The organism is Saprospiraceae bacterium, assembly GCA_016709995.1.
Taxonomy (GTDB): Bacteria; Bacteroidota; Bacteroidia; order Chitinophagales; family Saprospiraceae; genus JADJLQ01.
The window spans coordinates 1,161,766-1,185,133 of record JADJLQ010000002.1; the positions used below are offsets into that span (position 1 = coordinate 1,161,766).

General features: G+C 42.1%; 22 protein-coding genes. 6 read left to right on the top strand and 16 right to left on the bottom strand.

Going from position 1 to position 23,368, the window contains the following annotated elements; translation table 11 throughout:
* Positions 1-283: 283 nt before the first annotated feature.
* The gene (locus IPJ09_18945; GenBank protein ID MBK7373470.1) at positions 284-2,113 is read right to left on the bottom strand and encodes an AAA family ATPase; all 1,830 of its coding nucleotides are present in this window, start codon (positions 2,111-2,113) and stop codon (positions 284-286) included.
* Positions 2,114-2,271: 158 nt separating this feature from the next.
* Positions 2,272-2,856 (bottom strand): DUF1080 domain-containing protein, encoded by a 585-nt coding sequence (locus tag IPJ09_18950; GenBank protein MBK7373471.1) that lies wholly within the window; start codon positions 2,854-2,856, stop codon positions 2,272-2,274.
* Between the two features lie 148 nt (positions 2,857-3,004).
* On the opposite strand from IPJ09_18950, the gene IPJ09_18955 reads away from it, so the two are divergent.
* Positions 3,005-6,418: a HEAT repeat domain-containing protein gene (locus tag IPJ09_18955; protein MBK7373472.1), complete on the top strand. Its 3,414-nt coding sequence runs from the start codon at positions 3,005-3,007 to the stop codon at positions 6,416-6,418.
* 340 nt (positions 6,419-6,758) lie between these two features.
* On the opposite strand, the gene IPJ09_18960 is transcribed toward IPJ09_18955, so the two are convergent.
* Entirely contained in the window at positions 6,759-7,535 is a 777-nt protein-coding gene (locus IPJ09_18960; GenBank protein MBK7373473.1) for a DUF1080 domain-containing protein, read from the bottom strand.
* Positions 7,536-7,981: 446 nt separating this feature from the next.
* Here IPJ09_18960 and IPJ09_18965 point away from each other — a divergent pair, with 446 nt between their 5' ends.
* The 3 genes from IPJ09_18965 to IPJ09_18975 all read left to right on the top strand — a co-directional run bounded on the left by IPJ09_18965 (position 7,982) and on the right by IPJ09_18975 (position 12,075).
* Positions 7,982-8,815: a phytanoyl-CoA dioxygenase family protein gene (locus tag IPJ09_18965; protein MBK7373474.1), complete on the top strand. Its 834-nt coding sequence runs from the start codon at positions 7,982-7,984 to the stop codon at positions 8,813-8,815.
* 14 nt (positions 8,816-8,829) lie between these two features.
* Positions 8,830-10,659, top strand: coding sequence for an arylsulfatase (locus IPJ09_18970; GenBank protein ID MBK7373475.1), 1,830 nt, complete (start codon positions 8,830-8,832; stop codon positions 10,657-10,659).
* A gap of 105 nt (positions 10,660-10,764) precedes the next feature.
* Entirely contained in the window at positions 10,765-12,075 is a 1,311-nt protein-coding gene (locus IPJ09_18975; GenBank protein ID MBK7373476.1) for a dicarboxylate/amino acid:cation symporter, read from the top strand.
* A 65-nt stretch (positions 12,076-12,140) separates the two neighbouring features.
* On the opposite strand, the gene IPJ09_18980 is transcribed toward IPJ09_18975, so the two are convergent.
* From IPJ09_18980 to IPJ09_18995, 4 genes are all read right to left on the bottom strand, one after another.
* Positions 12,141-12,608 (bottom strand): hypothetical protein, encoded by a 468-nt coding sequence (locus tag IPJ09_18980; protein MBK7373477.1) that lies wholly within the window; start codon positions 12,606-12,608, stop codon positions 12,141-12,143.
* A gap of 86 nt (positions 12,609-12,694) precedes the next feature.
* Positions 12,695-13,651, bottom strand: a complete 957-nt coding sequence (gene rsgA, locus IPJ09_18985) for a ribosome small subunit-dependent GTPase A (protein MBK7373478.1) — start codon at positions 13,649-13,651, stop codon at positions 12,695-12,697.
* Between the two features lie 3 nt (positions 13,652-13,654).
* Positions 13,655-14,431, bottom strand: a complete 777-nt coding sequence (locus IPJ09_18990; protein MBK7373479.1) for a geranylgeranylglyceryl/heptaprenylglyceryl phosphate synthase — start codon at positions 14,429-14,431, stop codon at positions 13,655-13,657.
* A gap of 60 nt (positions 14,432-14,491) precedes the next feature.
* A complete protein-coding gene (locus IPJ09_18995) occupies positions 14,492-14,716 on the bottom strand; it encodes a DUF2007 domain-containing protein (protein ID MBK7373480.1) in 225 nt (74 codons plus the stop codon).
* A 221-nt stretch (positions 14,717-14,937) separates the two neighbouring features.
* On the opposite strand from IPJ09_18995, the gene IPJ09_19000 reads away from it, so the two are divergent.
* Positions 14,938-15,750, top strand: coding sequence for an MOSC domain-containing protein (locus IPJ09_19000; GenBank protein ID MBK7373481.1), 813 nt, complete (start codon positions 14,938-14,940; stop codon positions 15,748-15,750).
* A 7-nt stretch (positions 15,751-15,757) separates the two neighbouring features.
* On the opposite strand, the gene IPJ09_19005 is transcribed toward IPJ09_19000, so the two are convergent.
* From IPJ09_19005 to IPJ09_19025, 5 genes are all read right to left on the bottom strand, one after another.
* Positions 15,758-16,693 (bottom strand): pyridoxal-phosphate dependent enzyme, encoded by a 936-nt coding sequence (locus tag IPJ09_19005; GenBank protein ID MBK7373482.1) that lies wholly within the window; start codon positions 16,691-16,693, stop codon positions 15,758-15,760.
* A gap of 14 nt (positions 16,694-16,707) precedes the next feature.
* Complete coding sequence (locus IPJ09_19010) at positions 16,708-17,256, bottom strand: hypothetical protein (protein ID MBK7373483.1); 549 nt, start codon at positions 17,254-17,256, stop codon at positions 16,708-16,710.
* A gap of 93 nt (positions 17,257-17,349) precedes the next feature.
* Positions 17,350-17,811: a single-stranded DNA-binding protein gene (locus IPJ09_19015; GenBank protein ID MBK7373484.1), complete on the bottom strand. Its 462-nt coding sequence runs from the start codon at positions 17,809-17,811 to the stop codon at positions 17,350-17,352.
* Positions 17,812-17,923: 112 nt separating this feature from the next.
* Entirely contained in the window at positions 17,924-18,286 is a 363-nt protein-coding gene (locus IPJ09_19020; GenBank protein ID MBK7373485.1) for a single-stranded DNA-binding protein, read from the bottom strand.
* A 19-nt stretch (positions 18,287-18,305) separates the two neighbouring features.
* Positions 18,306-18,698 carry a single-stranded DNA-binding protein gene (locus IPJ09_19025; GenBank protein MBK7373486.1) on the bottom strand — a complete coding sequence of 131 codons (393 nt, stop codon included), beginning with the start codon at positions 18,696-18,698 and terminating at the stop codon, positions 18,306-18,308.
* Positions 18,699-19,323: 625 nt separating this feature from the next.
* On the opposite strand from IPJ09_19025, the gene IPJ09_19030 reads away from it, so the two are divergent.
* Positions 19,324-19,665, top strand: a complete 342-nt coding sequence (locus IPJ09_19030) for a hypothetical protein (GenBank protein MBK7373487.1) — start codon at positions 19,324-19,326, stop codon at positions 19,663-19,665.
* Positions 19,666-19,777: 112 nt separating this feature from the next.
* Here IPJ09_19030 and IPJ09_19035 read toward each other — a convergent pair whose 3' ends face one another.
* The 4 genes from IPJ09_19035 to IPJ09_19050 are packed head-to-tail and all read right to left on the bottom strand — an operon-like array spanning position 19,778 to position 23,281.
* Positions 19,778-20,662: a TIM barrel protein gene (locus tag IPJ09_19035; protein MBK7373488.1), complete on the bottom strand. Its 885-nt coding sequence runs from the start codon at positions 20,660-20,662 to the stop codon at positions 19,778-19,780.
* Positions 20,663-20,701: 39 nt separating this feature from the next.
* Positions 20,702-21,502: an SDR family oxidoreductase gene (locus IPJ09_19040; GenBank protein MBK7373489.1), complete on the bottom strand. Its 801-nt coding sequence runs from the start codon at positions 21,500-21,502 to the stop codon at positions 20,702-20,704.
* Between the two features lie 5 nt (positions 21,503-21,507).
* Complete coding sequence (locus tag IPJ09_19045; protein ID MBK7373490.1) at positions 21,508-22,536, bottom strand: zinc-binding dehydrogenase; 1,029 nt, start codon at positions 22,534-22,536, stop codon at positions 21,508-21,510.
* A 58-nt stretch (positions 22,537-22,594) separates the two neighbouring features.
* Positions 22,595-23,281: an orotidine 5'-phosphate decarboxylase gene (locus IPJ09_19050; GenBank protein MBK7373491.1), complete on the bottom strand. Its 687-nt coding sequence runs from the start codon at positions 23,279-23,281 to the stop codon at positions 22,595-22,597.
* Between the last annotated feature and the right edge of the window lie 87 nt (positions 23,282-23,368).

Consider the following 23,368-nt stretch of genomic DNA (forward strand, 5'->3'; position numbering starts at 1 on the left):
TTGGAGTAAGCATTGATAAGTCATATTGGCTAAAACAGGAATAGGAATGATAAAAATAATAATTTGATGGAATATGCTCGCCCACAATCACTGCTGGTTCATCAATTATCCCGACTTATTGTATTTTAGTTTCGTTTTTGGTTTTAAACTTTATCTGGATTTAGTGTTTATTCTGGCATCTCTTGTCTGGCCATTATTTATTTTTTTACATGACCCCGTTGATAATAAAGTCTTCGGGCTATTACTCTAGAATGAATGTAAATATTGATATACAAAGCAGGTATCACAACTCAAATTCCCAGGCAGTCCGATATGCTCCATGGCGCTCCACATATTCGAGAAACAATGCGTAAAAAGGATCATTACCTATGGTAGCACTGTCACCTATGACATAAAGCCTTTCTTTGGCTCTGGTGATAGCGACATTCATGCGACGATAGTCTTTTAGAAATCCTATCTCGCCCTGCTCATTGCTTCGTACCAAGGACAGAATGATATTTTCTTTTTCCTGTCCTTGAAAACTATCGATAGTACTTATCCTCACGGTAGATTGAAGTCGCTCTTTAGCTAAAGATACCTGGCCTGAATATGGGGAAATTATGGCGGTATGTTTTTTATCCAATTGTTCTTGTTCAAACAATTGGTGGACAATATTTATTTCACCTTCATTTTGCAAACTCATGCCGTCCATACCTGCTTTTTCATTATATCCTGCTCCGGCGGTGTCGATGAAGGTAATATGGATAGCAATGTCCTGAAGATGGGGAGCAGACAATAAAAGTCCATTGTAAAAATATTCGCTGCTAAATCCGGCTATGGAAGCCTTCATCCTGTATTGAGTATCTAATATTTCTGCATGAGGATGATTTTTTATCGCCACTTCTAAGATAGACCGGTCAAATCCAAGCCTGGTAGCCTCCTGACTAAGCACCGTAGGTGGAAGCTGAAAGTGATCTCCTGCCAGGACTATTTTTTCCGCAAATGGAAAAACACACCAGGCGAGTGGTTCGAGACATTGTCCTGCTTCGTCCATGACTAAGGTGCTAAATTTTTCCCATTTGGAGGATGAATCATAGATGCCTATCGGTGTGCCGGCTACGACGGAAGCTTCTTCATATAATTTGTCCTCAAAATATCGCTGTAATCTTTTTATTTCCTGGCGAATATTTTTTACTTCCAGGAATAATAAATTTCGTTGCTCTCGCTCTGCTTTTCCAAAGCTCCGTTTATATTTCAAAGCCATTCGCCTGAATTCTTCAGCTCGTTTTTTTAATTCTTTGATTTCTTTTTGTTGGGCGCTGTTCTGTAATTTTCCTTCTGGAGTATGGAGATATATATCCAGGTCGACCTTGGTGGCATTGCCCACTCTCAGCAGATTTATTCCCTGCAGGATGAGCCCTTTTGAAATATTGTCTACTGCTGTATTGCTGGGAGCCGTCACCAAAACTTTTTCACCAGCTAATACTAATTGTTGGATAGCTTCTATCAGGGTGGTGGTTTTGCCTGTACCGGGTGGACCATGTACTATGACCAGGTCTTTGTTATGGACTATTTTATTAACTGCTTGTCTTTGACTCGTATTTAGATTTTCATTTTTAAAGTGCAGTGCGTTTGACTCATTCAGGAATATTTTTGGGGACTCAATGTTTTTTTCATGCAATTTTAAAAAAAGGCGATTGAGGTCTTTACGTTCTTCTATACCCTTTAAAGTTTTAGTCATAAGGGTAGTGGTGCGTGTATCCGGAGTCAACTTGATGCCCAAACCATCGTCCTCTATCCATTCTGGGAAATCCGGTGCAAACAATCGCAGTTCGCCTGATTTACCATCCAGGTTGATCAGTACTCCTTTGATGGGTTCCTCTCCGGTTATAAAACATTCTATAGCTACCCCATCTTTAAACATATTTATTTCCTGAGGATATGGTATTCTAAAACTCAGTTCAGGGTAGTCTGCATAACCGAAATATTTTTTTACTATTCTTATTGGCTGGATGGCCAGGCCTTCGGCTTTTAATTGTTTGAGCGTATGGCTTTGATCCAATCTGTACCGCCGGGCCTGTTCTTTTTCCTCGAGTTCGATACAAGTCAAAAGATTGCTGATAATAGGATTCATGCAGTGACGGGGTAAACAAGATCGATTGGATCCAGGCTATTTAATTTAGTAGGTCTTCAATTATAACTAGCTACGCTTTTATGAATCACAGCTCCGTGTCAAGATACATTTATATTCATTACACCGACTTAGATTCTATAGTATGCGGGCAAGTGCGATTAAATTTCTGCCAGTTTAATTTTTCTGTACTGGATGCTCATCTCATTGCCGGGGTGCAACTGTAAGCCGATAGGACCCATTGCCGGGATTTTTTCTGAGGTATAGGTCATGACCATTTTGCCATTGAGCCATACGGTATAGGTTTTATCCACGACACGTATTTTCATAGTGTTCCAATCCTTTGGTTTAAGTATTTGAGCTACCCCCGTAGCTTCTACCGGATATCGAAGGCCAGGTATATAAGGCGATCCTGTCAAATCACGTTTGAGCGATCCACTGATACCTATTTGTATCTGGTCAGATTCACTTCTGAGAAATACACCAGAGTCGACAGTGCCATCACCCATTTTGAAGTCGGTCTGAAATATAAAGTTTTTGTATTCCTTTTCAGTCCAAAGGTTAGAGCCTTTTTTCTCGGCATTACTCTGGATGTAAAGGATGCCTTTTGATGCGGAGTAACAAGTATTGTTTTCAGGCACTTTCCATCCTGAAAGCGTCTTGCCATCAAATAATTTATGTAGTTTTTGCGCTGAGAGCGAACAAAAGGCCAATAAGCTAAATGTAATAATTAATAAATTTTTCATCTTATGAATGTAATAATAATTAAATAAACCGAATTAAAAATGGTATAGTAATAGGTCTTTTGATCGTATTCCTTGATTTAGCAGTCTGAGCATCTTTTTTAGTAATCTTTTGCCTACATTTGGCAACTTTCTACTCAAACTTCCTTTCATGAAAAATCTTGCGCTTTATTTCAGCACTATGCTCACACTATTTGTATTCATAAGTTGTACTTCTGAGGGTCCTTCGAAAGAGGCACAGCCGGACCTGCTGACCATTACCCAGGATTCTGTCTCTGCCTTCAAATTGGCGACAGAGATCATGGCACAATCAGCCATCAAGCTGGCTCCGGGCATCCAGATCAGCCTTTGGGCTACCGATTCGCTGGCTCCTGATCCTGTAGGCATGGATATCGATCATAACAATAATATTTATTTGACCAGGACCAATAGGCAAAAAAATTCAGAGTTCGATATTCGGGGCTATCCACAGTGGATGACCCGGTCCATAGGATTTAAAAGTGTAGAGGACCGCAGGACCTTCCTGCATGGAGAGTTTGCTCCGGAAAAATCAAAAGAAAATAGCTGGCTCCCGGATCTCAATGGCGATAGCTTACATGACTGGCATGATCTGGCAGTAGAAAAAGAAGAAGTATGGCGCTTAAGTGATCAAAATGGTGATGGTATGGCTGATATCTCGACCAGGGTAGTCAACGATTTTAATAACGAAGTGACGGATATCCTGGCAGGAGTACTGGTCAGAGAAAAAGACATGTTTCTTACAGTGGGTCCAGATGTGTGGCATATGGAAGATACCGATGGGGATGGCATCATGGATAAAAAAACATCTATCTCCACCGGATACTCTGTACATATAGGGTTTAGTGGTCATAATCTGTCGGGGATTATAGAAGGACCAGATGGCAAGATCTACTGGAATATTGGAGATATAGGAGCGAATATCACCGATCTGGCTGGTAATAATTATCCGCATCCCAATGAAGGCATGATCTTACGAAGCAATCCTGATGGTAGCGATTTTGAAGTTTATGCCCAAGGGTTACGCAATACCCATGAATTTGTATTCGATAATTATGGCAATCTGATCTCCTCGGACAATGATGGTGATCACCGTGGTGAAAGCGAGCGACTCGTGCATGTGGTCGAAGGTGCCGATGCCGGATGGCGATCAAACTGGCAGTATGGTAAATACACCGATCCAAAAAATAATCGGTATCATGTGTGGATGGATGAAAAAATGTCGGTACCCCGATGGGAGGGACAAGCTGCTTACATTATACCACCTATACAAAACTTTCACAATGGGCCAACGGGCATGGTTTTTAATCCCGGCACCGCCCTTGGAAAAGATTGGCTCAATCGATTTTTCCTCGTAGAATTTGTAGGAAATCCTTCTTCATCACATATTTGGTCTTTTGATCTGAAGCCAAAAGGGGCTTCGTTTGAATTGAATACTGATATAGATTTTGTAAGTGGCATTTTACCTACAGGCATCCGTTTCGGCACGGACGGGGCATTGTATGCTGCTGACTGGGTCAATGGTTGGAACACAAAAAATTATGGTAGAGTGTGGAAATTGGATGTGGCTCCGGATAAAAATGATTTGAAGTCTGAAAGGGCTGAGGTAGCAAGTATAATGAAACAAAAGTTTTCAGGTCTCAAGGAAGATCTGCTTTCTACCTATCTATATCATGCAGACATGCGTATCCGCCAAAGGGCAGAGATAGAACTCGCCAATCGCGGAGATCGATCTTATGATTTATTCAAAAAGGTAGTCGGGCAGAAGGATAATCAATTGGCACGCGTGCACGGTATCTGGGGCTTGGGTATATTGATGGACAAGAATAAGCCAGGATCATCTAAATATGCTACAGACCTCAAAGCCCTGCTTGATGATACCGACGAAGAGATCGTGGCTCAAAGTATCAAAGTGCTTGGGGATCAAAAGGTCAATGATGCAGGTGTTCTTATACAACCGAAGCTGATAAGTTCCAATCCACGTATCAAGTTTTTTGCCTGCCAGGCCATGGGCAGATTGAAGCAGAGTGGTGCATTTGATGATTTGGTAAAAGTATTGATCGATAATAATGACCAGGATGTGTATATTAGACATGCGGCTGCACTGGCTTTGTCCAGGATAGGAGATGCTGAGAAACTAGCTTCGTTGGCTTCTCATAATTCCCGGTCAGCCCGTATCGGTGCTGTGCTGGCATTGCGAAGATTGAAGAGCCCTCTGATTAAAATTTTCCTTATCGATCAGGATGATTACATTGTAGCTGAAGCGGCCAGAGCAATTAACGATGACGAATCTATTCCGGATGCCTTGCCTGAATTAGCTAAATTATTGGAACAAAACCGGTTCACTTCGGAGCCTATCGTGAGAAGAGCGATCAATGCCAATCTCCGGGTTGGAGACGATGCTTCTCTCCAAAGACTACTTACGTACTCCCAGCGTAAAGATGTGGATCCTGTGCTGGCCGGAGAAGCGATGGCTACTATCGGCACCTGGGCCAATCCGAGTGAGACAGACAGGGTAGATGGCAGGTATCGGGGTGTGATCACCAGGGATGCAGCGACAGTTGCCAACAGGGTAAAGCCCGTGCTGGGATCTTTAATCAGCTCAGGGCATCCATCAATGCTCATTGCGGTATCCAAATTGATAGGGGAGTTGAAAATCAATGATCACAATGATGATCTCCTGAAGTTGATGTCCAAAAATGATTCGGTCGATGTACGAATGGCAGCATTGGATGCTTTGAATCAACTCCAATATCCCAAATTAGCCGAAGCAATATCGATGGGTATGAATGATAAAAGTCCACGTATGCGCGCATCCGCGATTGGGCTGATGAATAAAATCGATCTTGCTCCGGCGATGCTAGCTCAAATGGTCTCTGATCTGATGAAAAAGGGAAATGCAAATGAACAGCAGCGGTTGATTGGGGCACTGGCCAAAATGCCACTGACCAAAACAGAATCCATTCTTTCCAAATTGCTGGATGATCAAAAAAGTAAAAAACTGCCGGCTCATCTGGCTCTTGACCTGGCAGAAACTGTAGAACAATCTGGTAGTGCCAGTCTCAAGGATAAACTTAAATCTATGGAGTCTCATGCCAGTATCATGGATGAATATGCAGCCGCTCTGGAAGGTGGAAATCGCCGGGCCGGGTATCGGTTTTTTACAGAAAATACTACCGCACAATGTGTCAAATGTCATAGTTTTAATGGTTCCGGGAGCGATGTGGGTCCTGATTTGTCTCATATAGGCAGTACTTTGACACGACAGCAGATACTGCAGGCCATGGTCGAACCTACTGCCAGACTGGCTCCAGGCTACGGAGTAGTCACCCTCAAACTTAAGGATGGGACTGAAGCATTTGGTAAGCTCGACAAGGAGACACCAAAAGAACTGATTTTGATCACGGCCAGTGCAGAGCCTTTACGTATACCGATAGATCGTATTGCTTCCCGTAAAAACATTCCCTCCAGCATGCCGGTGATGATAGATAAGATGTCTAAAAGAGATATGCGGGATGTAGTGGAGTTTTTGGCTGGAATGAAGTAATGTGAACACGACCTTTTGCATGGATGGAGCCCAATGCTATTTATCAATTACCCGCCAGGTATTGATCAGCCTTTTTGATCATTGAGAGGAACAACATCAATGTATTCCCTGTAGATGGCCGGTCAAGTTGTTGGGATCTGATTTTCCTCTACATGACTATAGTGGACAGGTCATTCATTGGAAAATTTCATTTATTTGCAATATGGGTCAAACGATATTGAACTGATAAGCTGATTAAATATCAGTTTAGACCACTAGGGAGGAACGACCTTCCCAGGGAAATAAGAAACAAATCAATAGCGAGGTAGAATTACCACTCAGGGTTTTTAACCCCTAGGAATCAAAGTTTCCTGATCCAGATATTTCTGAATTGGGTAGGATTATGATGATCCTGAAGGCGTATGGCATCGTCACCATGAGCCGCAGGATAAAGATGCAATCCGATGTATTCGGTGATGCCCGATATCGTTACATTGTTCTGAATCAGCACTCCATTGTGAAATACGGTGATGCGCGCCGGAGCATCTACACGACCATCAGCTTTATAGCGCACGGCAGTATAGACTACATCGTAGGCATTCCACTCGAGTGGACCTCTCATCACGTTGACGAGTGGTGCATGATCTTTATAAATACTTCCAGCCTGGCCATTGCGATAGGTCCTGTTATGATAGGAGTCCAGCACTTGCAATTCATATCGGTTCTGAAAAAAAATACCGCTGTTACCTCGGCCCTGGCTGTTGCCTTCTACGACATCTGGTGCAGAAAATTCAATATGTAGTTGGCAATCTCCAAACTTCATCTTAGTCTGAAGGTCCCCAGTGCCTGGCAATACCTCGAAATATCCATTTTTCACGACCCACTTGGCAGGGCTGCCGTCCTTTGTCATAGCCCATTGATCAAGATTCTTGCCGTCAAATAGAACGATGGCATCAGATGGTGCTTCGCCCAGGGTTTTACCGGGAGTGATCACAGGCACCTCTGGCTCCCAAAATTCTGTCATTTCGGGTTTCATCGGCATGGGGGAAACAGCAGGGACAGTGCTTGGTTGCTGAGCAAAAATTATATTGCTGATCAAGCAGAGCGAAAGTAGCGTATAGAGAGTTTTATTTTTCATTTGTACAAAGTTATGTAAATAATTAAGCCTGAATAATATTTCATTCATATTTATTATCGGATCGAACTATCCCTATCAATTTGATACTGCCCTTACCAGACTATGTAATTGGTCAGTGGAAAACAGCTCATTGATTTGTTACGATTAGAGGGCCAAAGAATCGATATCCGGTATGGAGTTCCAAAACGACCATGATCTTATTTTGGGACTTCCCCCTTATGCATGTAAACCCTTATTCAAAGTTCCTTCTGTCGGTCCTACTAAGATATTATGAAAGTGTGCTTTTATCAAGACCATGACCGTATGATCTGCAAGTTCAGGGAGCTATTTCGAATCCATATTATCAGGTAGGTATCCACCCAACCTATTTAATCGACTTTAATTACAATTCAAATTATATTTTTGCCTTAAATAATTTTTAATGATTGCTTTCTAATCGCCTGTTTATGTCCCCGGTGAAACAACAATTTCTGAAAGATGGCTACCTTGTACTGGATCGGTTCAAAACGCCTGTCGAATGCGAATCATTAATGCAGCGGGGAGCCGAGTTGGCTGCCGGCTTCGATTATAGTGGTCATCCGTCTGTTTTCCAGACTTCAGAGCAAACCAGAACTAGTGATGATTATTTTCTCAATTCAGGAGGCAATATTTCTTTTTTCTTTGAAAAGGATGCCTTTGATGCTCAAGGTAATTTAAAAAATGACCTTTTTCATTCGCTCAATAAAATCGGGCATGCCATGCACGATCTTGATCCTGTGTTCAATCAGTTTTCCAGATCACCACAGTTACAAGCTTTGGCTGATGCACTTAATCTCGATGATTATTTGCTCATCCAGAGTATGCTTATACTAAAACATGCCAGGATTGGTGGGGTGGTAGATATTCACCAGGATTCTTCATTTTTATACACGGAGCCTGAGTCATGTATCGGATTTTGGTTTGCTTTGGAAGATGCCACTATTGATAATGGATGTCTTTGGGCTATGCCTGGTGGACATCGTACTAGCTTGAGATCATGGTTTAAACGAAAGGAAGGTGGAGGTACAGAATCTATCATTTTCGATGATCGGCCTTATACTACCGAAGGTATGATCCCCCTGGAGGTAAAACAAGGTACTTGTATTGTTTTGCATGGATTATTGCCGCACTATAGTATGCCCAATACGAGTGGCAGATCAAGACAGGCCTATGCCATCCACACCATCTCCAGGCACTCATACTATCCATCCGAAAATTGGTTGCGAAGGAATCTGGATGACCTGAGAGGATTTGCATCTTAACCTAAGAAATGAGTATGACCAATAACAAAGTATTTAAAAACGCCTTTTTGGTCGTACGATCTTTTTGCTGGGTGCTGCTTTTTTTTTCATACTCCTTATCTGCCCAGTATAGTCCTGAAAAGAAATATCAGCCGGACTATCTCAAGTTTGATTCTATCACCAAAGCATACCAGCATGATTACACTCAGCTGGCTAAACCGGGATCTCCCAATGTGGTGGTGATCATGTTGGATGATGTGGGATTTAGTACTTCGAGTACTTTTGGTGGTCTTGCCGAGACCCCTGCTTTTGACAAGCTGGCTCGCAACGGATTGAAGTATACTAATTTTCATACGACTGCTATCTGTGCTCCGTCGAGGGCAGCTTTGCTCACAGGAAGGAATCATCATTCAGTCCACATGGGACATTTTACGGAGACTGCTTTTGATGCTCCTGGTTATGATGGTTATATGCCTTTTGAAAAAGCGACGATGGCAGAGGTACTCCGTGAAAATGGCTATAATACTTTTGCAGTAGGAAAGTGGCATCTGACTCCTGTCAAAGAAAGATCTGCTGCAGGACCATTTAATAGGTGGCCCACAGGTAGGGGGTTTGATTACTTTTATGGGTTTCACGAGTCTGCGACGGACCAATATTACCCGGTATTATGGAGCGGAAATACACGTGCTCCCATCGATACCTCACTGGGGTTTCATCTCAATACTTATTTGGCAGATCAAGCCATTGAATACATAAGGATTCAAAATAATGCCAGTCCCGACAAACCATTTTTTTTGTTTTACACACCCGGTGCAGTCCATTCACCCATGCAGGTAGATCCCTATTGGATAGACTTATACAAGGGCCGATTTGATATGGGTTGGGATAGATATAGAGATACCGTGTTGGTTCATCAAAAAAAATTGGGAATAGTACCTGAAGAAGTAATCCTCCCACCCCGATATCAAGGGATCAAAGCCTGGGATGATCTGACTCAAAAAGAGCAATGGATCATGGCCAGATCCATGGAGGCTCATGCAGGATTTCTATCAGAAACGGACCACGAAATCGGCCGTGTGATCGATTATATTGAACAAATTGGCAAAATGAAAAATACTATTATCATTCTAATTATAGGAGATAATGGGGCCACTAAATATACCGCCGATTTGCCGGGTCTCCCAGAGGATCAGCTGGACTTGAAAGGAGAAGACAGAATCAATGCAGCCTATGCGCATATCGATGAAATCGGCACCAAATATTTTACAGGTGATATTCCCCTGGGTTGGACTCAGGCTACCAATGCACCCTTTAAATTATTTAAGTCTGATGCCAATGCAGAAGGAGGTACCCGCAATCCTATGATCATCCATGCTCCGGGATATATTCATGATCGCGGAACGATCAGGACTCAGTATACTCACCTGATCGATATATGGCCTACCGTGGCAGAATTGACAGCTGCTCAAATGCCTAAATCTATCAATGGATACCATCAAGCTCCGCTGGAAGGCACCAGCTTTGTCTATTCTTTCAATAATGAGAATGCAAAAGACAGGCACGCCATACAATATTTTGAATCAGGCAGTCATCGTGCATTATATCGGGAAGGTTGGAAAGCGTCAGTATATCATATCTACGGTACATCCTATGAGACTGATATATGGGAATTGTATGATATGAAGCATGATTTTAATGAAATAACTAATCTCGCAGCTCAATATCCGGGCAAGCTAAAATCACTCATTCGGCTTTTTGAAAAAGAGGCGAAAAAATATCACGTATATCCTTTACAAGAGTCTTGGTTCCCAATGAACAGAAGTCTGAGGATTAGCGATAGTAGATACCCAGAGAGTAAGCAATGAACCTGCACATTTCTTTGGGGATAGACATGTTTTATCCTAGTGTGTTTCTGCGGATACTGTCTTTTTTATCCTATATTGTAAAATTTTAAAATTCAATTTATCTGCGTGAAAAAATTAGCCTTGCATTGGAAGATTCTTATTGGTATGATGGTTGGGTTAGTCCTTGGTATTCTAGCCACTAATTTGGGATTTGAAAGTTTTATAAAAAATTGGATAAAGCCTTTTGGTGACATCTTTCTCAATTTGTTAAAACTGATCGCTGTACCCCTGATTATAGGTTCGCTCATCAAAGGAGTCACAGATCTCAAAGATATTTCCAGGCTTTCCTCTATGGGACTGAAGACTTTTGGTATTTATCTTGTCACTACCGCAATAGCAGTTTCTGTAGGGTTGTTGGCGGTAAACCTCAGCAAGCCCGGGCATCTGATCAAAGAAGAAAATCGGGAATCGCTCAGAGCGAGTTATGAGCAAGAAGCTAGAGCCAGAATATCTGATGCAGAAAAACAAAGAGAATATTCTCCCCTCCAACCTTTGGTTGATATGGTTCCGGACAATGTTTTTGCTGCTACTTCCAGCAACAGCCGCATGCTGCAAGTAATCTTTTTTGTGATCTTTTTTGGCATTGGATTGATACTGATTCCTGAAGATAAGTCCAGGCCTGTCATAGCATTTTTTGAAGGGATCAATACCGTCGTCATGAAAATGGTGGATTTGATCATGCTGGCGGCTCCCTTTGGTGTGATGGCATTATTGGCCAATCTAATTGTAGCCTCTCCTTCCAAAGATATTTTTGTCGCTTTGCTGGGGTATATGCTGACAGTAGTAGCAGGCTTGGTATTCATGATATTTATTTTTTACCCTTTGGTAGTTAAGTTTTTTACTGGTAAAAGTCCTTTCTTTTTTCTTAAAAACTTTGCCCCTGCTCAATTGGTTGCCTTCTCCACAAGTTCCAGTGCAGCTACTTTGCCCGTGACCATGGAGCGGGTCAATGAACACCTTGGAGTACACGAAGATGTATCGAGCTTCGTCTTGCCCATTGGAGCCACGATCAATATGGATGGTACCGCCTTATATCAGGCAGTAGCAGCAGTATTTATTGCGCAGGCTTATGGTATGGATCTGAGTGTAGGAGCACAGCTGGGTATCATACTTACTGCGACCCTGGCCAGTATAGGCACTGCTGCTGTGCCCGGAGCCGGCGTGTTGATGCTGATCATCGTCATGTCACAGGCAGGAATACCAGAAGCTGGTGTTGCTTTGATACTCGCAGTAGATAGACCATTAGACATGTTGCGCACAGTGGCCAATGTGACGAGCGATGCTACCTGTGCTATGATCGTTGCAAAATCAGAAGGCAAATTAGGAGACCCTATTGCAGAAAATTGGAACGATATTTATAAGCAGCAGGGTAGATAAAACACTACTTTGAATAGCAGCTGCTACTTCAATACCTTGTGTCCAAATTCTAGTTGCCTATATAATCACAATAATCCGGGTTTTGGTGTATTATTACCTCCATCCAACTTTACTTTCCAACTTCCGTCAGCTTGTTTTTTCCATACCGTAAAATAATTTCCATACATCGTGGTATCGATGGCAGCATACTTCCAATTGCCCCAGGTATATCCAAGGTCAAACGAAGCAGCGACTTCTGCAGCTAAGGGATACCAGGATATTGCATGGGTGTCATGGCTCTTATCAAAAGAGGAATCGTATGATTTTTTGCCCAGGATAGGCAGCTTTCCTTCATTGAATTTTACGATAGAATCATCAGCAAAAAAAAGGATAGCGTGGTTAAATCCTTCTTTCTCAGCCAGGGCACTCATCCGGCGATCCAGCGTTAATAGTTCATTTTTTTCGTATTCAATGGATCTTGACTTTTCTTTACAGGCATAGAGTAAATAAAACAGTATCCCGCAAAACAATATATATCCAAACTTTTTTATCATTATGAAGAGTTAGATTTTTAATAAAAAGTTAGAAGCCCTACAAATATGGTCAATAATAAGCATAAACATAAGCAAATGATAGTGCTCTACATTTCCTTATGTCTTTCCCAGAAGTTTTGATCCTCGATATCTTCTAAAATAGAAAGATAATTTTCATATCGGCTGGAATGAATGGCATTGTTTTCCACGGCTTTTTTTACTGCGCAGCCTGGTTCGTTTCGATGTAGACAGTCGCTATATTTGCAGTCTTTGGCCAATTCAAAAAATTCTTTAAAATTATGAGCCACATCCATCATCTCCAGGTTATTAAAAGAAAGTGTCTTGATACCTGGTGTATCTATGATCATCCCTCCTTGCAGTAGTGGGTGCATTTCCGCAAAAGTAGTAGTATGGGTGCCTTTGCCACTGTAATCAGATATTTCCGTGGTGCGCAGGTCGAGACCGGGTTGGATGGCATTGATCAGGGTTGATTTGCCGACGCCACTTTGTCCACCGATGAAAGTGATTTTATCTTTAAGCAATGTTCGGAGCGTATCTATGCCGTCACCATCCAGTGCTGAAACTTTGATGACCTGGTGACCGATTCCTTCATAGATATTTTTATACTCGTTGAAAATCTCCAGGTCTTCCGCTTCAAACAAGTCAGATTTATTGAAAACAATGATGCATGGAATATTGTGAGGCTCTGTCATCAATAAAAACCGATCGATAAACCCTTGTTTGAGATTGGGCTCCACTAAAGTAACTACGACGATTGCCTGATCCACATTGGCAGCAAGGAGGTGAAGATGATGTTTTTGCCTGGGTGATTGCCGGGTGATATAGTTTTTCCTGGGCAATATTTTTTTGATGACGCCTTTTTTTTCGTGATCAGACTCTCGCTCCAACTCAAAATCTACTTCATCACCTACTGCGACCGGGTTGGTTAGTACTTTGTCATTAAGCCTGAATTTTCCAATAATCCTGCATGGATATGTTTCAGTTCCACTCATCACCTGGTACCAATTGCCGGTAGATTTGATGACTAACCCTCTGAGTAACATGATTTATCCCGTAGTCTTTGCAAAAGAATAGGTATGCACCGCTTCTGCCAATTCGTTGATCAGTCCCGGCTCGTTTTCTATCGCATTGCCTACTACGAGGATATCGGCTCCTGATTGCAGATTGGACAAAGCTTTTTCCGGAGTGCGTATACCCCCTCCGACGATCAACGGCACACTGACCGCACCGGATACTTTTTCGATCATATCATTGCTGACCGGATATCGTGCGCCGCTACCGGCTTCGAGGTAGATTAGTTTAAGGCCTAACATTTCTCCAGCCACTGCGGTGCAGACAGCGATATCATCTTTGTCAGCGGGTATGGATTTGGTATTGCTGATGTAGGACACCGTAGTATCCACACCACCATTGATCAGCATATATCCTGTCGATATGATCTCGAGCGGACTGAGCTTGAGGAAGGGAGCGGATATAACATGATGACCTATCAAGAGATCTGGGTTACGACCAGATATCAGCGATAAAAATAATATGGCGTCAGCTTTATAACTTAATTGAAATGAATTGCCCGGAAACAATACGATGGGAATATCACAGGCATCTTTTATGATATCCAGACAATGATCCAACATATTATTGACGATAAGGCTACCACCGATATAAAAATAATTTACCCCGGCATCAATAGAAGACTTTAAGATTCGATCGAGATTGCCCAGTTTTATTTTGTCCGGATCTATCAGTATGGCCAATTTCTTCTTCCCCGCTTTTTTACTTTCTAAAAGCTCAGGATAGATCAATTTTTTCGTGTTTTCAGCCATGGTGAATAAGAAGTCAAAGGTAGGGAATATAAAATTGTAAGCCTACCCAGCTTGGCAGGATTAGTTGAGGAACTGACGATCTTGTAAATACCCATTGATAGTCAATAGTTTGCGAGCTTCTTCTTCTAACTGCTCTGGTATCAATACGCGGGCTTCGCCTAGCAAAACGTAGGCTGAATCTTTTTGATTGAGTAGCTGGGCAGGGATACCATGAGAAACCAGGATTTCGTATATATGCTCTGCTTCCAGCATAAAAGGAGATGACCATATCTCGATTCGTCTCATTTTTTTATTGCTTGGGTGACAAAAGTTTTAGCTCTCTTGAAGGTATTGGTTCGAAAAGTTACAATTTTTTTTTGAAAAAGCACATTTTGAGGGTGTAATAATTTAATATCAGCACTGAAATACAGGTTTTTGAATTTAAGAGATACTATATTATTATGATTAACATGCCAGGATCGTACTGGATAGTATACTACCTTTACCGTCTCAATCAACCAGTACCCATGGCACTAATCCTTTCGAAAATCCTAATTTATCCTATCAAATCGTGTGGAGGCATCTCATTATCCTCTTCAAAAGCTGAGTCCAGAGGTCTTCAATATGATCGAAGATGGATGTTGATTGATGTCATAGGTCGTTGTATTACCCAACGCGAATCAAGTGCGATGGCATTGATGCGTATAGAATTACATAAGGATTGTTTGGTGGTATATCACACCGATGAAGTAGATGATCAGATTTTAGTCCCTTTTTTGAATGCAGAAGAATTGTCTAATAGTCCACGATTAGAGGTCACATTATGGGATGATATTTGTGAGGCAATTGTATATCCCGATTTTATCAACAAATGGTTTTCAAATAAAATAAATATGGATTGTCGATTGGTTTATATGCCTGACGACAGTATTAGAAAAGTGGACCCCAGGTATGCCGCGGATGGCGAGATCACTTCATTCAGCGACGGATATCCAATTTTGCTTTTGGGCCAAGCATCCCTGGACGATTTAAATCAAAGAATGGCCGATCCCATTCCAATCAATAGATTCCGACCCAATCTTGTTTTTACCGGAGGCGCACCCTACCAGGAAGATGATATCGAATCTTTTACCATCGACAAGGTCCAAATGAAGGGTGTAAAATTATGTGCCAGATGTAATATCCCTACCATCAACCAAGATACCGGCATCTCCAAATCTGAACCTACAGCTACTTTGGCCACGTATCGGTTGGTTGATAAAAAAATTCTTTTTGGTCAGAATGTATTAATCAAAAATCCAGGCACCATCAAAATTGGGGATGAGCTGGTTATCCATTGACCTCCTGTTAAAGATCGATCATTAAAGGGGCAATCCTGTTTTTCTTCAATGCAAGATAATTATAAGCTACGCTTCCCTGGATACCACCTGTATGCAACCAGATCACCCGATCTGCTGGCTTAAACCATTTTTCTTTCCCCATTTGATAGAGTCCATATACGAGTTTTGCATTGTAGACCGGATCTAGTGGAATGCCGGTGACTTTTAAAAAATTATTCATAAATTCAATCAGCTCCTCTGTAGCCCGGGCATATCCTCCGAAATGGTATTGATCACAATAAATAGCCTGACTTGAATCTACACCAGCTTTCTTTATGATGTCCTTATGAAGACCCTGATGTTTTAAAGCTGGAAAAATCAAAAGTTTGGTATCCAGCTGATACTTTTTAAGGGCTTTGAGCAGCCCAACGGCGGTAGTCCCGGTTCCTGCTGCTACTACAAGATAATCCGGATTATGCCCTTGATCAATCATTTCTGTTATCACCATCCCTAATCCATCATAAGCCAGAGGGTCATCACCACCTTCCGGGATGACTTGAAGATGTCGGTATTGATTTATAATCGACCTGACTAGGATTGAATCAAGTTTAAGACTATACTCTGACCGTGGCACAAAAAATAACTTCATCCCATTAGCTCTGACGAATCTCAATGTAGGATTTGCGTCATCATCTTCCCCTCGGATGATACCTATACTTTCCAGTCCATAGGCAGCCGCAGCGGCTGCAGTGGCATAGATATGATTGCTAAATGCTCCACCGAAAGTGAGGACGCCTTTTATGTTATTTGATTGTACATGATCCAGAATGCCCTGGAGTTTCCGGTATTTATTACCTGATACTTGCGGATGGATCAGATCATCCCGCTTCACCATTAATGAAAAGGGAAAATCAAAATCAATCCGCTGCAAAGCGCTTGGTAATGGTATTGACTGTAACTCCATTATGAGACAGGATACTACCTTACGGAAATATCTTTCTTCCATTCAAAGGTCGACTGCATATGCTGCAGGTCTCTCCTCATAAATTCAAGGACTGGCCTGGTCGAATCAGGATTGACCTGTGCATTAAAATATAAGGCTGCTCTAAAAAAGTGATGGAGGCTGTCAGTCAGGTAAAATTGATAAGGGGTAGCGACGGGACCGTCCAATTCGAAAGCCATACCATACACCTGATTTGCTGCGTTTGTAATCTTTCGCTCTTCCCGGTATTCGGCTTTGATATCATGTTTGGCAACTAGTTTGAAGGCGTCGTCAATATACTGGTCAAAACCTTTTTGAGCATTGATCTTACCATAACTGCAATACACAGCGGCATTGAGTGCAGGCACGGAGATAGTAAACCAACAGGGGTCAGACGGCTTTTCATCAAAAAATGACTGCTCCTGTTTGATTTCGCCATAAGTGGGAAATTCAAATTGAAGAGGACAATAGTTTTCTGATACCAATCTGTTTTCGCCTTTAGGAAAATCAAGTCGGGGATAAGCATGCGGTTTTGGTATAAGCACCTCTCTTTTGCAACCGAATGTCCAACCAAGAACAATAATAGATAGGAGGATAATTTTTGAGTTTCTCAATGGTTCAATGATTGGTTGGAAATATTAGAAAGGCAAATCATCGTTGTCACTTGCGGGAGCATCTTTAGAACTTTGTTGATAACTATCTCCTTCAGCTCTGTGAGCGGGTGCAGATTCAGAGGAAGGGAAATTCTCTCCAAAGCCTCTGTTTGGGCCGCCTTCTCTTTTTTCAAGGGATCTAAGCACATTGGCTACTATTTCTGTGGAATACCTATCCTGGCCATCCTTATCTTGCCATTTTCTATGGGTGAGCTTGCCTTCAATGTATACCATACTCCCTTTGTGAAGATCCTTGACTGCTCTTTCAGCCAGATGCCTCCATGCTACGATATCGTGCCATTCTGTTTCAGTTTTCCATTCGCCATTTTTATCTCTATAATTTTCATTGGTAGCTAAAGAAAATTTTGCGACAGAAGAACCGCCTTCAAAATGTTTGATTTCAGGATCTCGACCAAGATTTCCTATGAGGGTTACTTTATTGATCATGCTGTTATAAATTTTATTGATTGTGTTATTAAATGTTTGTCAAAGGTAAGGACTTCGCAGCAGTTTTCTCCTGTTGTTGCGAGGTCCTTACCGGCAGACACTGCGCCTGGTCTCAGGCTCGGAGGCTTGTGGTTTCGGAAGATTTTAATTCAATGGAAAATTGATCCAAAATGATCTCTTCCTGCTCCCTCGTTTTGCCATTTTTGAGGTTGACCGTGTAGAATTGTAGTTTCCCCTGTATGCGGACTTTATCCCCTTTGTGTAACATCCTGGAGACTTGATCCGCAGTCCTGCCCCAGGCAATGATTCTTTGCCATTTGATGGTGCTTTTTTGCTTGCCTGCAGGGTCGGTGTGATAAAAATAGGTGTACAAAATAAGGGTGGCCCTTTTAACTCCACTGTCGTATATTTTAAGCAGTGGAGCTTTACCCATATATCCGCTGAGTTCGACTTGAGTATTAATCGGAGTGTTCATAAATCTTGCTTGAAGAATTTTAATTTGATTGGTTGGCATCATCATGGGAATTGTTTTTTTCCGTTTTGGTTATGACCTCAAATTGTGTCAAGATGATCTCTGTCGTATAACGGGTAGAACCATCTTTGGCCGTGTAGGATCTGTTACTAAGCTTACCTTCCAGTGATACCTTCATCCCTTTGTGTAAAAGAGATTCTACCTTTTGCGCTTGCTCACCCCATGCTACCAGTTTGTGCCATTGTGTATTTTCAATCCTGTTTCCATGTGTGCCCGGATAGGATTCGTCAGTAGCCAGTGAAAAGCTGGCCATCTTATTGTTTTTGCCAGAAGCCGTTTTTGACTCAAATTGTTTGATGATCGGTTCCTGTCCCAGGTGTCCAGATAATAGGACTTTGTTCGTTACGTTTTCCATAATTTTTTTTGTTTAATTATTTGATTGTTTCGATTTGACTACCGGACTCTTTAGCCTCAGCTTCAAATCATCGGTGCAAATTTGTAGGCAGTGTCAAGGCGGATTCGTTTTTTAATCAATTACTTTCGATTGTAAGTGTTTGTAACCGTTTGTATATGTACATGGAATTGATAAAAATGCTAGCTAAGTATATAAAAATCAAACGATAACACATATTATTATATTTTTATTTATTTAAAATCAATTGCTCCGTGATTTGAGCATTTTTTTAAAATAAATAGATTAAACGCCTTAAAAATTTGCATTTTCGATGTGCATTTTTTAGTCTGGAGAATAAAATACCGAAGTCAGGTATACGCAAGTATTCATTGTTTTTAATTGATAGTTGTATATTTCTATACTCGTGATAAAAGGTAAATTAAGGGTATGATTTTTTCTGATCGGCCCTTCTTTGTTTCGTTTTTTTTAAAACAATAGTGATCAAAAAATTAAAATCAATTTGGGATATGAGCATGCGTATCTGAATCGAAATGAGCCATTTGCATTACGATCATTATCTTTGCAGGATTATTCAAGAAAATCAAAGAAGTGCGGAGTCAGCACTTAAATCACTGACGCAAATAAAATGAAAAAATTTATCGTAATCTATCACTCTACACCAGAAGCCAATAAAGAAATGGCTGCAGCTACTCCAAAGCAACAAGCTAAAGGAATGGATGCATGGATGAAATGGGGTGCCAAATGTGGAGCTCAGTTAGTGGATATGGGAGCCCCACTGGTAGGAGGACTGGCAGTTGCTTTAGATGGCACCAGCAAAAAAAGCAGAAAGAATGTTTCAGGTTATTCTATCCTCCAGGCCGACAGCATGGACAAAGCAAAAAAACTGCTTAAAGGTCACCCACACCTAAAAGCCAATGCAGGATGTACACTTGAGATAAATGAAGTCATGCCAATGCCAACTATGTAAGCTTAATTCTACTTGTACTAATATAAAAAAGGGAAGCGAAGCTTCCCTTTTTTTATTCAAATAATTAAGTGTCTATAATATTAGTCAAAGGGCGTGGTCGACTAATTACTTTTTAACCCCAATACTGATTCATTTTATTTCTCAAAAATTCAACACTGCGCCTCAGCTGATCCATCCCATCTACGCCATCTTCTATACTGATCCATCCATCAAATTCTACTCTTTTGAGTTCAGTGAAAATAGCATCATAATCGTTTAATCCTTTGCCTATTTCGCCATGACTCAATCTGCCGGCATAACCTACTGTCCCTGCTTCTTCTTTGCGCAAATCCTCTAAGGTACCTGAGAGAAGATAACGGTCGCTGGCATGCATGGTCACTACCCGTGGCGAAATACGATATAATAAGCTCATGGGATCCTCACCTGCCAGGTAAGTATTGCTCGGGTCAAAGTTTACACCAAATCCCGGTTCATTTATAGCATCTACGATTTGACAGAAGATATCCATTTTCTGAGCGAATTCAGGATATACCCAAAAATCGTCTTTATAATGATTTTCTATATTGAGCGTGATACCCCGCTCTGTAGCATAGGGTAAGCAGGTTTTAATACATTCTACAGTCCATTCTATCCCATGGGTCACCGATATTTCTGGTCTGCGCTGGCCGGACAAAACCCGGCAATACGAAGCTCCTAATGCGTGAGCCATATCTATCCACTTTTTTTGTTTTAGGATTTCACTTTTACGAAAAGCAGGATCAGGATGGGTGAAATCAGGCGAGCAACACATCATGGGAATACATTTGCCCATAGATTGAACTTCTGATTTGAATCGAGCCCAATTATTTTCATCGTTCATTTCTAAAAATCCAGCATACCATTCGAGGCCATCTACATCAAGCTCGCAGGCGAGCTTAATCCATTCAGATACTGTCATAGACCCATCTTTGCATAAAGCTTGCATATATGCTTTGGGAAATACAGCTAATCGAGGCATAGAAAAAACATTTGATTAATTAGAAGCTTTCTGACAGGTTTATTTTGGAGGGGGAATCGTAGTAGTGTCTTTTGGGGGATTTCGACCTATGAAGGGATGTTGTTCAAGCTCTACTACCTGGCCACTGATGGGTCCGGATTCATCGCCTAACCAATAGATCGCCGCCGCAGCAATCTCAGATGGATAAATGATCCTGCCGGAGGGAGCATATACCGATGGAATATTTCTGTACCAATCATCGTCCAGTCCGTGTGCCCGCTTGCGTAAGATCTCATTTTCAGTAAGTACCCAACCAGGGTTGATTTGATTGACCCTGACACCATTTTCACGATAGAGGGTATCTCCAAGGTTGCGGGTCAAAGTCATGAGCGCTCCTTTGGACACACTATAAGCCAAAAGATTGGGTTCCCCGGAATATGCATTGACTGAGCCAATATTCAGTACACACCCTTTTTGTTGTATCAAATATGGTAGCGCAGTTTGAATAAGATGATAAGGGGCCAGCATATTGACTTCCATCACTTTTCTAAACAAAGGTAGATCTGTGGTATCAATATTGGAGGATATGACCAGGGCAGCATTATTAACGACTGCATCCAGTTTTCCAAATCGTTCTATTGCCAGGCTCACGAGATGACCCGCAGCTTCTTCATTGGCCAGATCATCTATGAGTAATGTAGCATTGTCTTTTCCTAAAATAGCTAATACCTCATTTCCCAGGTTTTCTTCAAGTCCATGGATGACTACTTTGGCACCTTCCTGAACACATTTAAGGGCGATAGCCTTGCCAATACCCGTAGTGCTTCCTGTGATGAGGATGACTTTATCTTGAAGACGCATAAGTTCTAGTTAGGTTTTAATACGCTTTTAATAATCTCCCGATGATGCATTTTTTCAAATGCTTCGTGCCAATCAGATACGCCCCATACACCACCGATGATCGGCATTACATCCAACTGGCCACTGGCCATCATGGCTATGACCCGCTCCCAGATCGCCCAGTGATGACTAAAACTACCCTGTAAAGTGATGTTTTTTTGCACCAGTGGGTCGATGGAGAAATCAAGAGGTTTTGGTCCCCATCCTACCTTGGTGATCTGACCTTTGGGTCGTACGAGTTGCAAGGCAATCTTCAATGTCTCACTCACACCAGCGGCGTCGACCACACAATCAACGCCCATACCATCCCTGCTCATGGCCCAAGGACTTGCATCCCCAATGATGGTCTCGCAGCCATAATGTTGGCGAGCGATAGCCAGGCGATGATGATCGGTCTCGAGACCTACGATAGCCACTTCTGCCCCGCATAGTTTGGCCATCACCGCACATAGAATGCCTATCGTACCGGGACCCAACACCACTACACGGTCGCCCGGTTTTATATGACTGTTCTCGACCACAGCATTATAAGCTACACAACAAGGCTCGGTCAGGCAGGCTTGTTCAAATTTTAATTGATCCGGTATCTTGTGCAGACATCTGGCAGGGGTGCAGACATATCGGGTCATTGCCCCATTGACTCCATATCCAAATCCTTTCCTGGTAGGATCAAGATTATAATACCCTTGTCTGGACATAGGATTATTATGATCAATTACCGCAGCCGTTTCGCTGACCACGCGATCACCTTCTTTCCAACCAACCACCTGGTCACCTACCTGGATGATATGCCCACCAAATTCATGACCGAGTATGATCGGATAATTTACATGCCAGCTATGATCTGAGGTCCACTGATGGAGATCGCTGCCACAGACACCTACATTGGCAACTTCGAGCAACACATCTTCCGGTCCGATCGTTGGCCGGTCGACATCTCTGATTTCGACTGATCCGGGCTCAGGTGAATAATTTACTACTGCCGCTGACTTCATGATAGGTGATTTTGATCATTCAAGATAAGTAATAGTACTCCAGGTTCATGGCCCAGGATTAAGAATAAGCATGGATTTTTTCGCAAATCAATCTAAGAGATGACTCCAGATCACCTTTGGCTGTTTTGAAAGTATCAGCGTCGATGGTAAGTGGAGCACCAAGTACCACCAATGGCGCTCCATAAGTAGGACATAAAATGGCCTGCTCGATACTCAGCCCGCCCACTGCCTGGACCGGAATTTTTACCGCTTGCACTACTTCACGTAATTGATCGAGTGGGCTAGGCATTCGATGGCCCCGGGCTGCAATACCTCTTCGTTCGTCGTATCCAATATGATGTACTATAAAATCGCAGCCGAGATCTTCAAGCATGATGGCAGCTTCTACCATGTCAGGGCAACCCAGATTGTCACCCATCACTTTTATTCCAAAATCGCGACCGGCTTTGACCACACATCGGATAGTTTCCTCGTGCGCGCGTGCCATGACGACTACATGAGTAGCACCAGCCCTGGCCATCATTTCTGCTTCGAGGTATCCTCCATCCATCGTTTTTAGATCGGCCACAATCGGGATGGCAGGAAATGCAGCTCTCAATGCCCTGACTCCATGCAAGCCTTCAGCCAGAATTAAGGGAGTACCGGCCTCTAACCAATCAACTCCCGCGCGCAAGGCCATGGAGGCAGTGCTCAAAGCTTCGTCCAGTTCGATAATGTCTAAAGATATTTGAACGATAGGCTTCATCATAAATAATTTTATTTCATAAATATAAAGAGGGTTGGCCGGATTCTATTCATTCGTAAATTAATTGGTAATTTGACCTAATTTAAA

Bases quoted from the DNA above. Each gene is read 5' to 3' on its own strand.
- IPJ09_18945 (MBK7373470.1), bottom strand. From the start codon at position 2,113: ATGAATCCTATTATCAGCAATCTTTTGACTTGTATCGAACTCGAGGAA.
- IPJ09_18950 (MBK7373471.1), bottom strand. From the start codon at position 2,856: ATGAAAAATTTATTAATTATTACATTTAGCTTATTGGCCTTTTGTTCG.
- IPJ09_18955 (MBK7373472.1), top strand. From the start codon at position 3,005: ATGAAAAATCTTGCGCTTTATTTCAGCACTATGCTCACACTATTTGTA.
- IPJ09_18960 (MBK7373473.1), bottom strand. From the start codon at position 7,535: ATGAAAAATAAAACTCTCTATACGCTACTTTCGCTCTGCTTGATCAGC.
- IPJ09_18965 (MBK7373474.1), top strand. From the start codon at position 7,982: ATGTCCCCGGTGAAACAACAATTTCTGAAAGATGGCTACCTTGTACTG.
- IPJ09_18970 (MBK7373475.1), top strand. From the start codon at position 8,830: ATGACCAATAACAAAGTATTTAAAAACGCCTTTTTGGTCGTACGATCT.
- IPJ09_18980 (MBK7373477.1), bottom strand. From the start codon at position 12,608: ATGATAAAAAAGTTTGGATATATATTGTTTTGCGGGATACTGTTTTAT.
- rsgA (MBK7373478.1), bottom strand. From the start codon at position 13,651: ATGTTACTCAGAGGGTTAGTCATCAAATCTACCGGCAATTGGTACCAG.
- IPJ09_18990 (MBK7373479.1), bottom strand. From the start codon at position 14,431: ATGGCTGAAAACACGAAAAAATTGATCTATCCTGAGCTTTTAGAAAGT.
- IPJ09_18995 (MBK7373480.1), bottom strand. From the start codon at position 14,716: ATGAGACGAATCGAGATATGGTCATCTCCTTTTATGCTGGAAGCAGAG.
- IPJ09_19000 (MBK7373481.1), top strand. From the start codon at position 14,938: ATGGCACTAATCCTTTCGAAAATCCTAATTTATCCTATCAAATCGTGT.
- IPJ09_19005 (MBK7373482.1), bottom strand. From the start codon at position 16,693: ATGGAGTTACAGTCAATACCATTACCAAGCGCTTTGCAGCGGATTGAT.
- IPJ09_19015 (MBK7373484.1), bottom strand. From the start codon at position 17,811: ATGATCAATAAAGTAACCCTCATAGGAAATCTTGGTCGAGATCCTGAA.
- IPJ09_19020 (MBK7373485.1), bottom strand. From the start codon at position 18,286: ATGAACACTCCGATTAATACTCAAGTCGAACTCAGCGGATATATGGGT.
- IPJ09_19025 (MBK7373486.1), bottom strand. From the start codon at position 18,698: ATGGAAAACGTAACGAACAAAGTCCTATTATCTGGACACCTGGGACAG.
- IPJ09_19030 (MBK7373487.1), top strand. From the start codon at position 19,324: ATGAAAAAATTTATCGTAATCTATCACTCTACACCAGAAGCCAATAAA.
- IPJ09_19035 (MBK7373488.1), bottom strand. From the start codon at position 20,662: ATGCCTCGATTAGCTGTATTTCCCAAAGCATATATGCAAGCTTTATGC.
- IPJ09_19040 (MBK7373489.1), bottom strand. From the start codon at position 21,502: ATGCGTCTTCAAGATAAAGTCATCCTCATCACAGGAAGCACTACGGGT.
- IPJ09_19045 (MBK7373490.1), bottom strand. From the start codon at position 22,536: ATGAAGTCAGCGGCAGTAGTAAATTATTCACCTGAGCCCGGATCAGTC.
- IPJ09_19050 (MBK7373491.1), bottom strand. From the start codon at position 23,281: ATGAAGCCTATCGTTCAAATATCTTTAGACATTATCGAACTGGACGAA.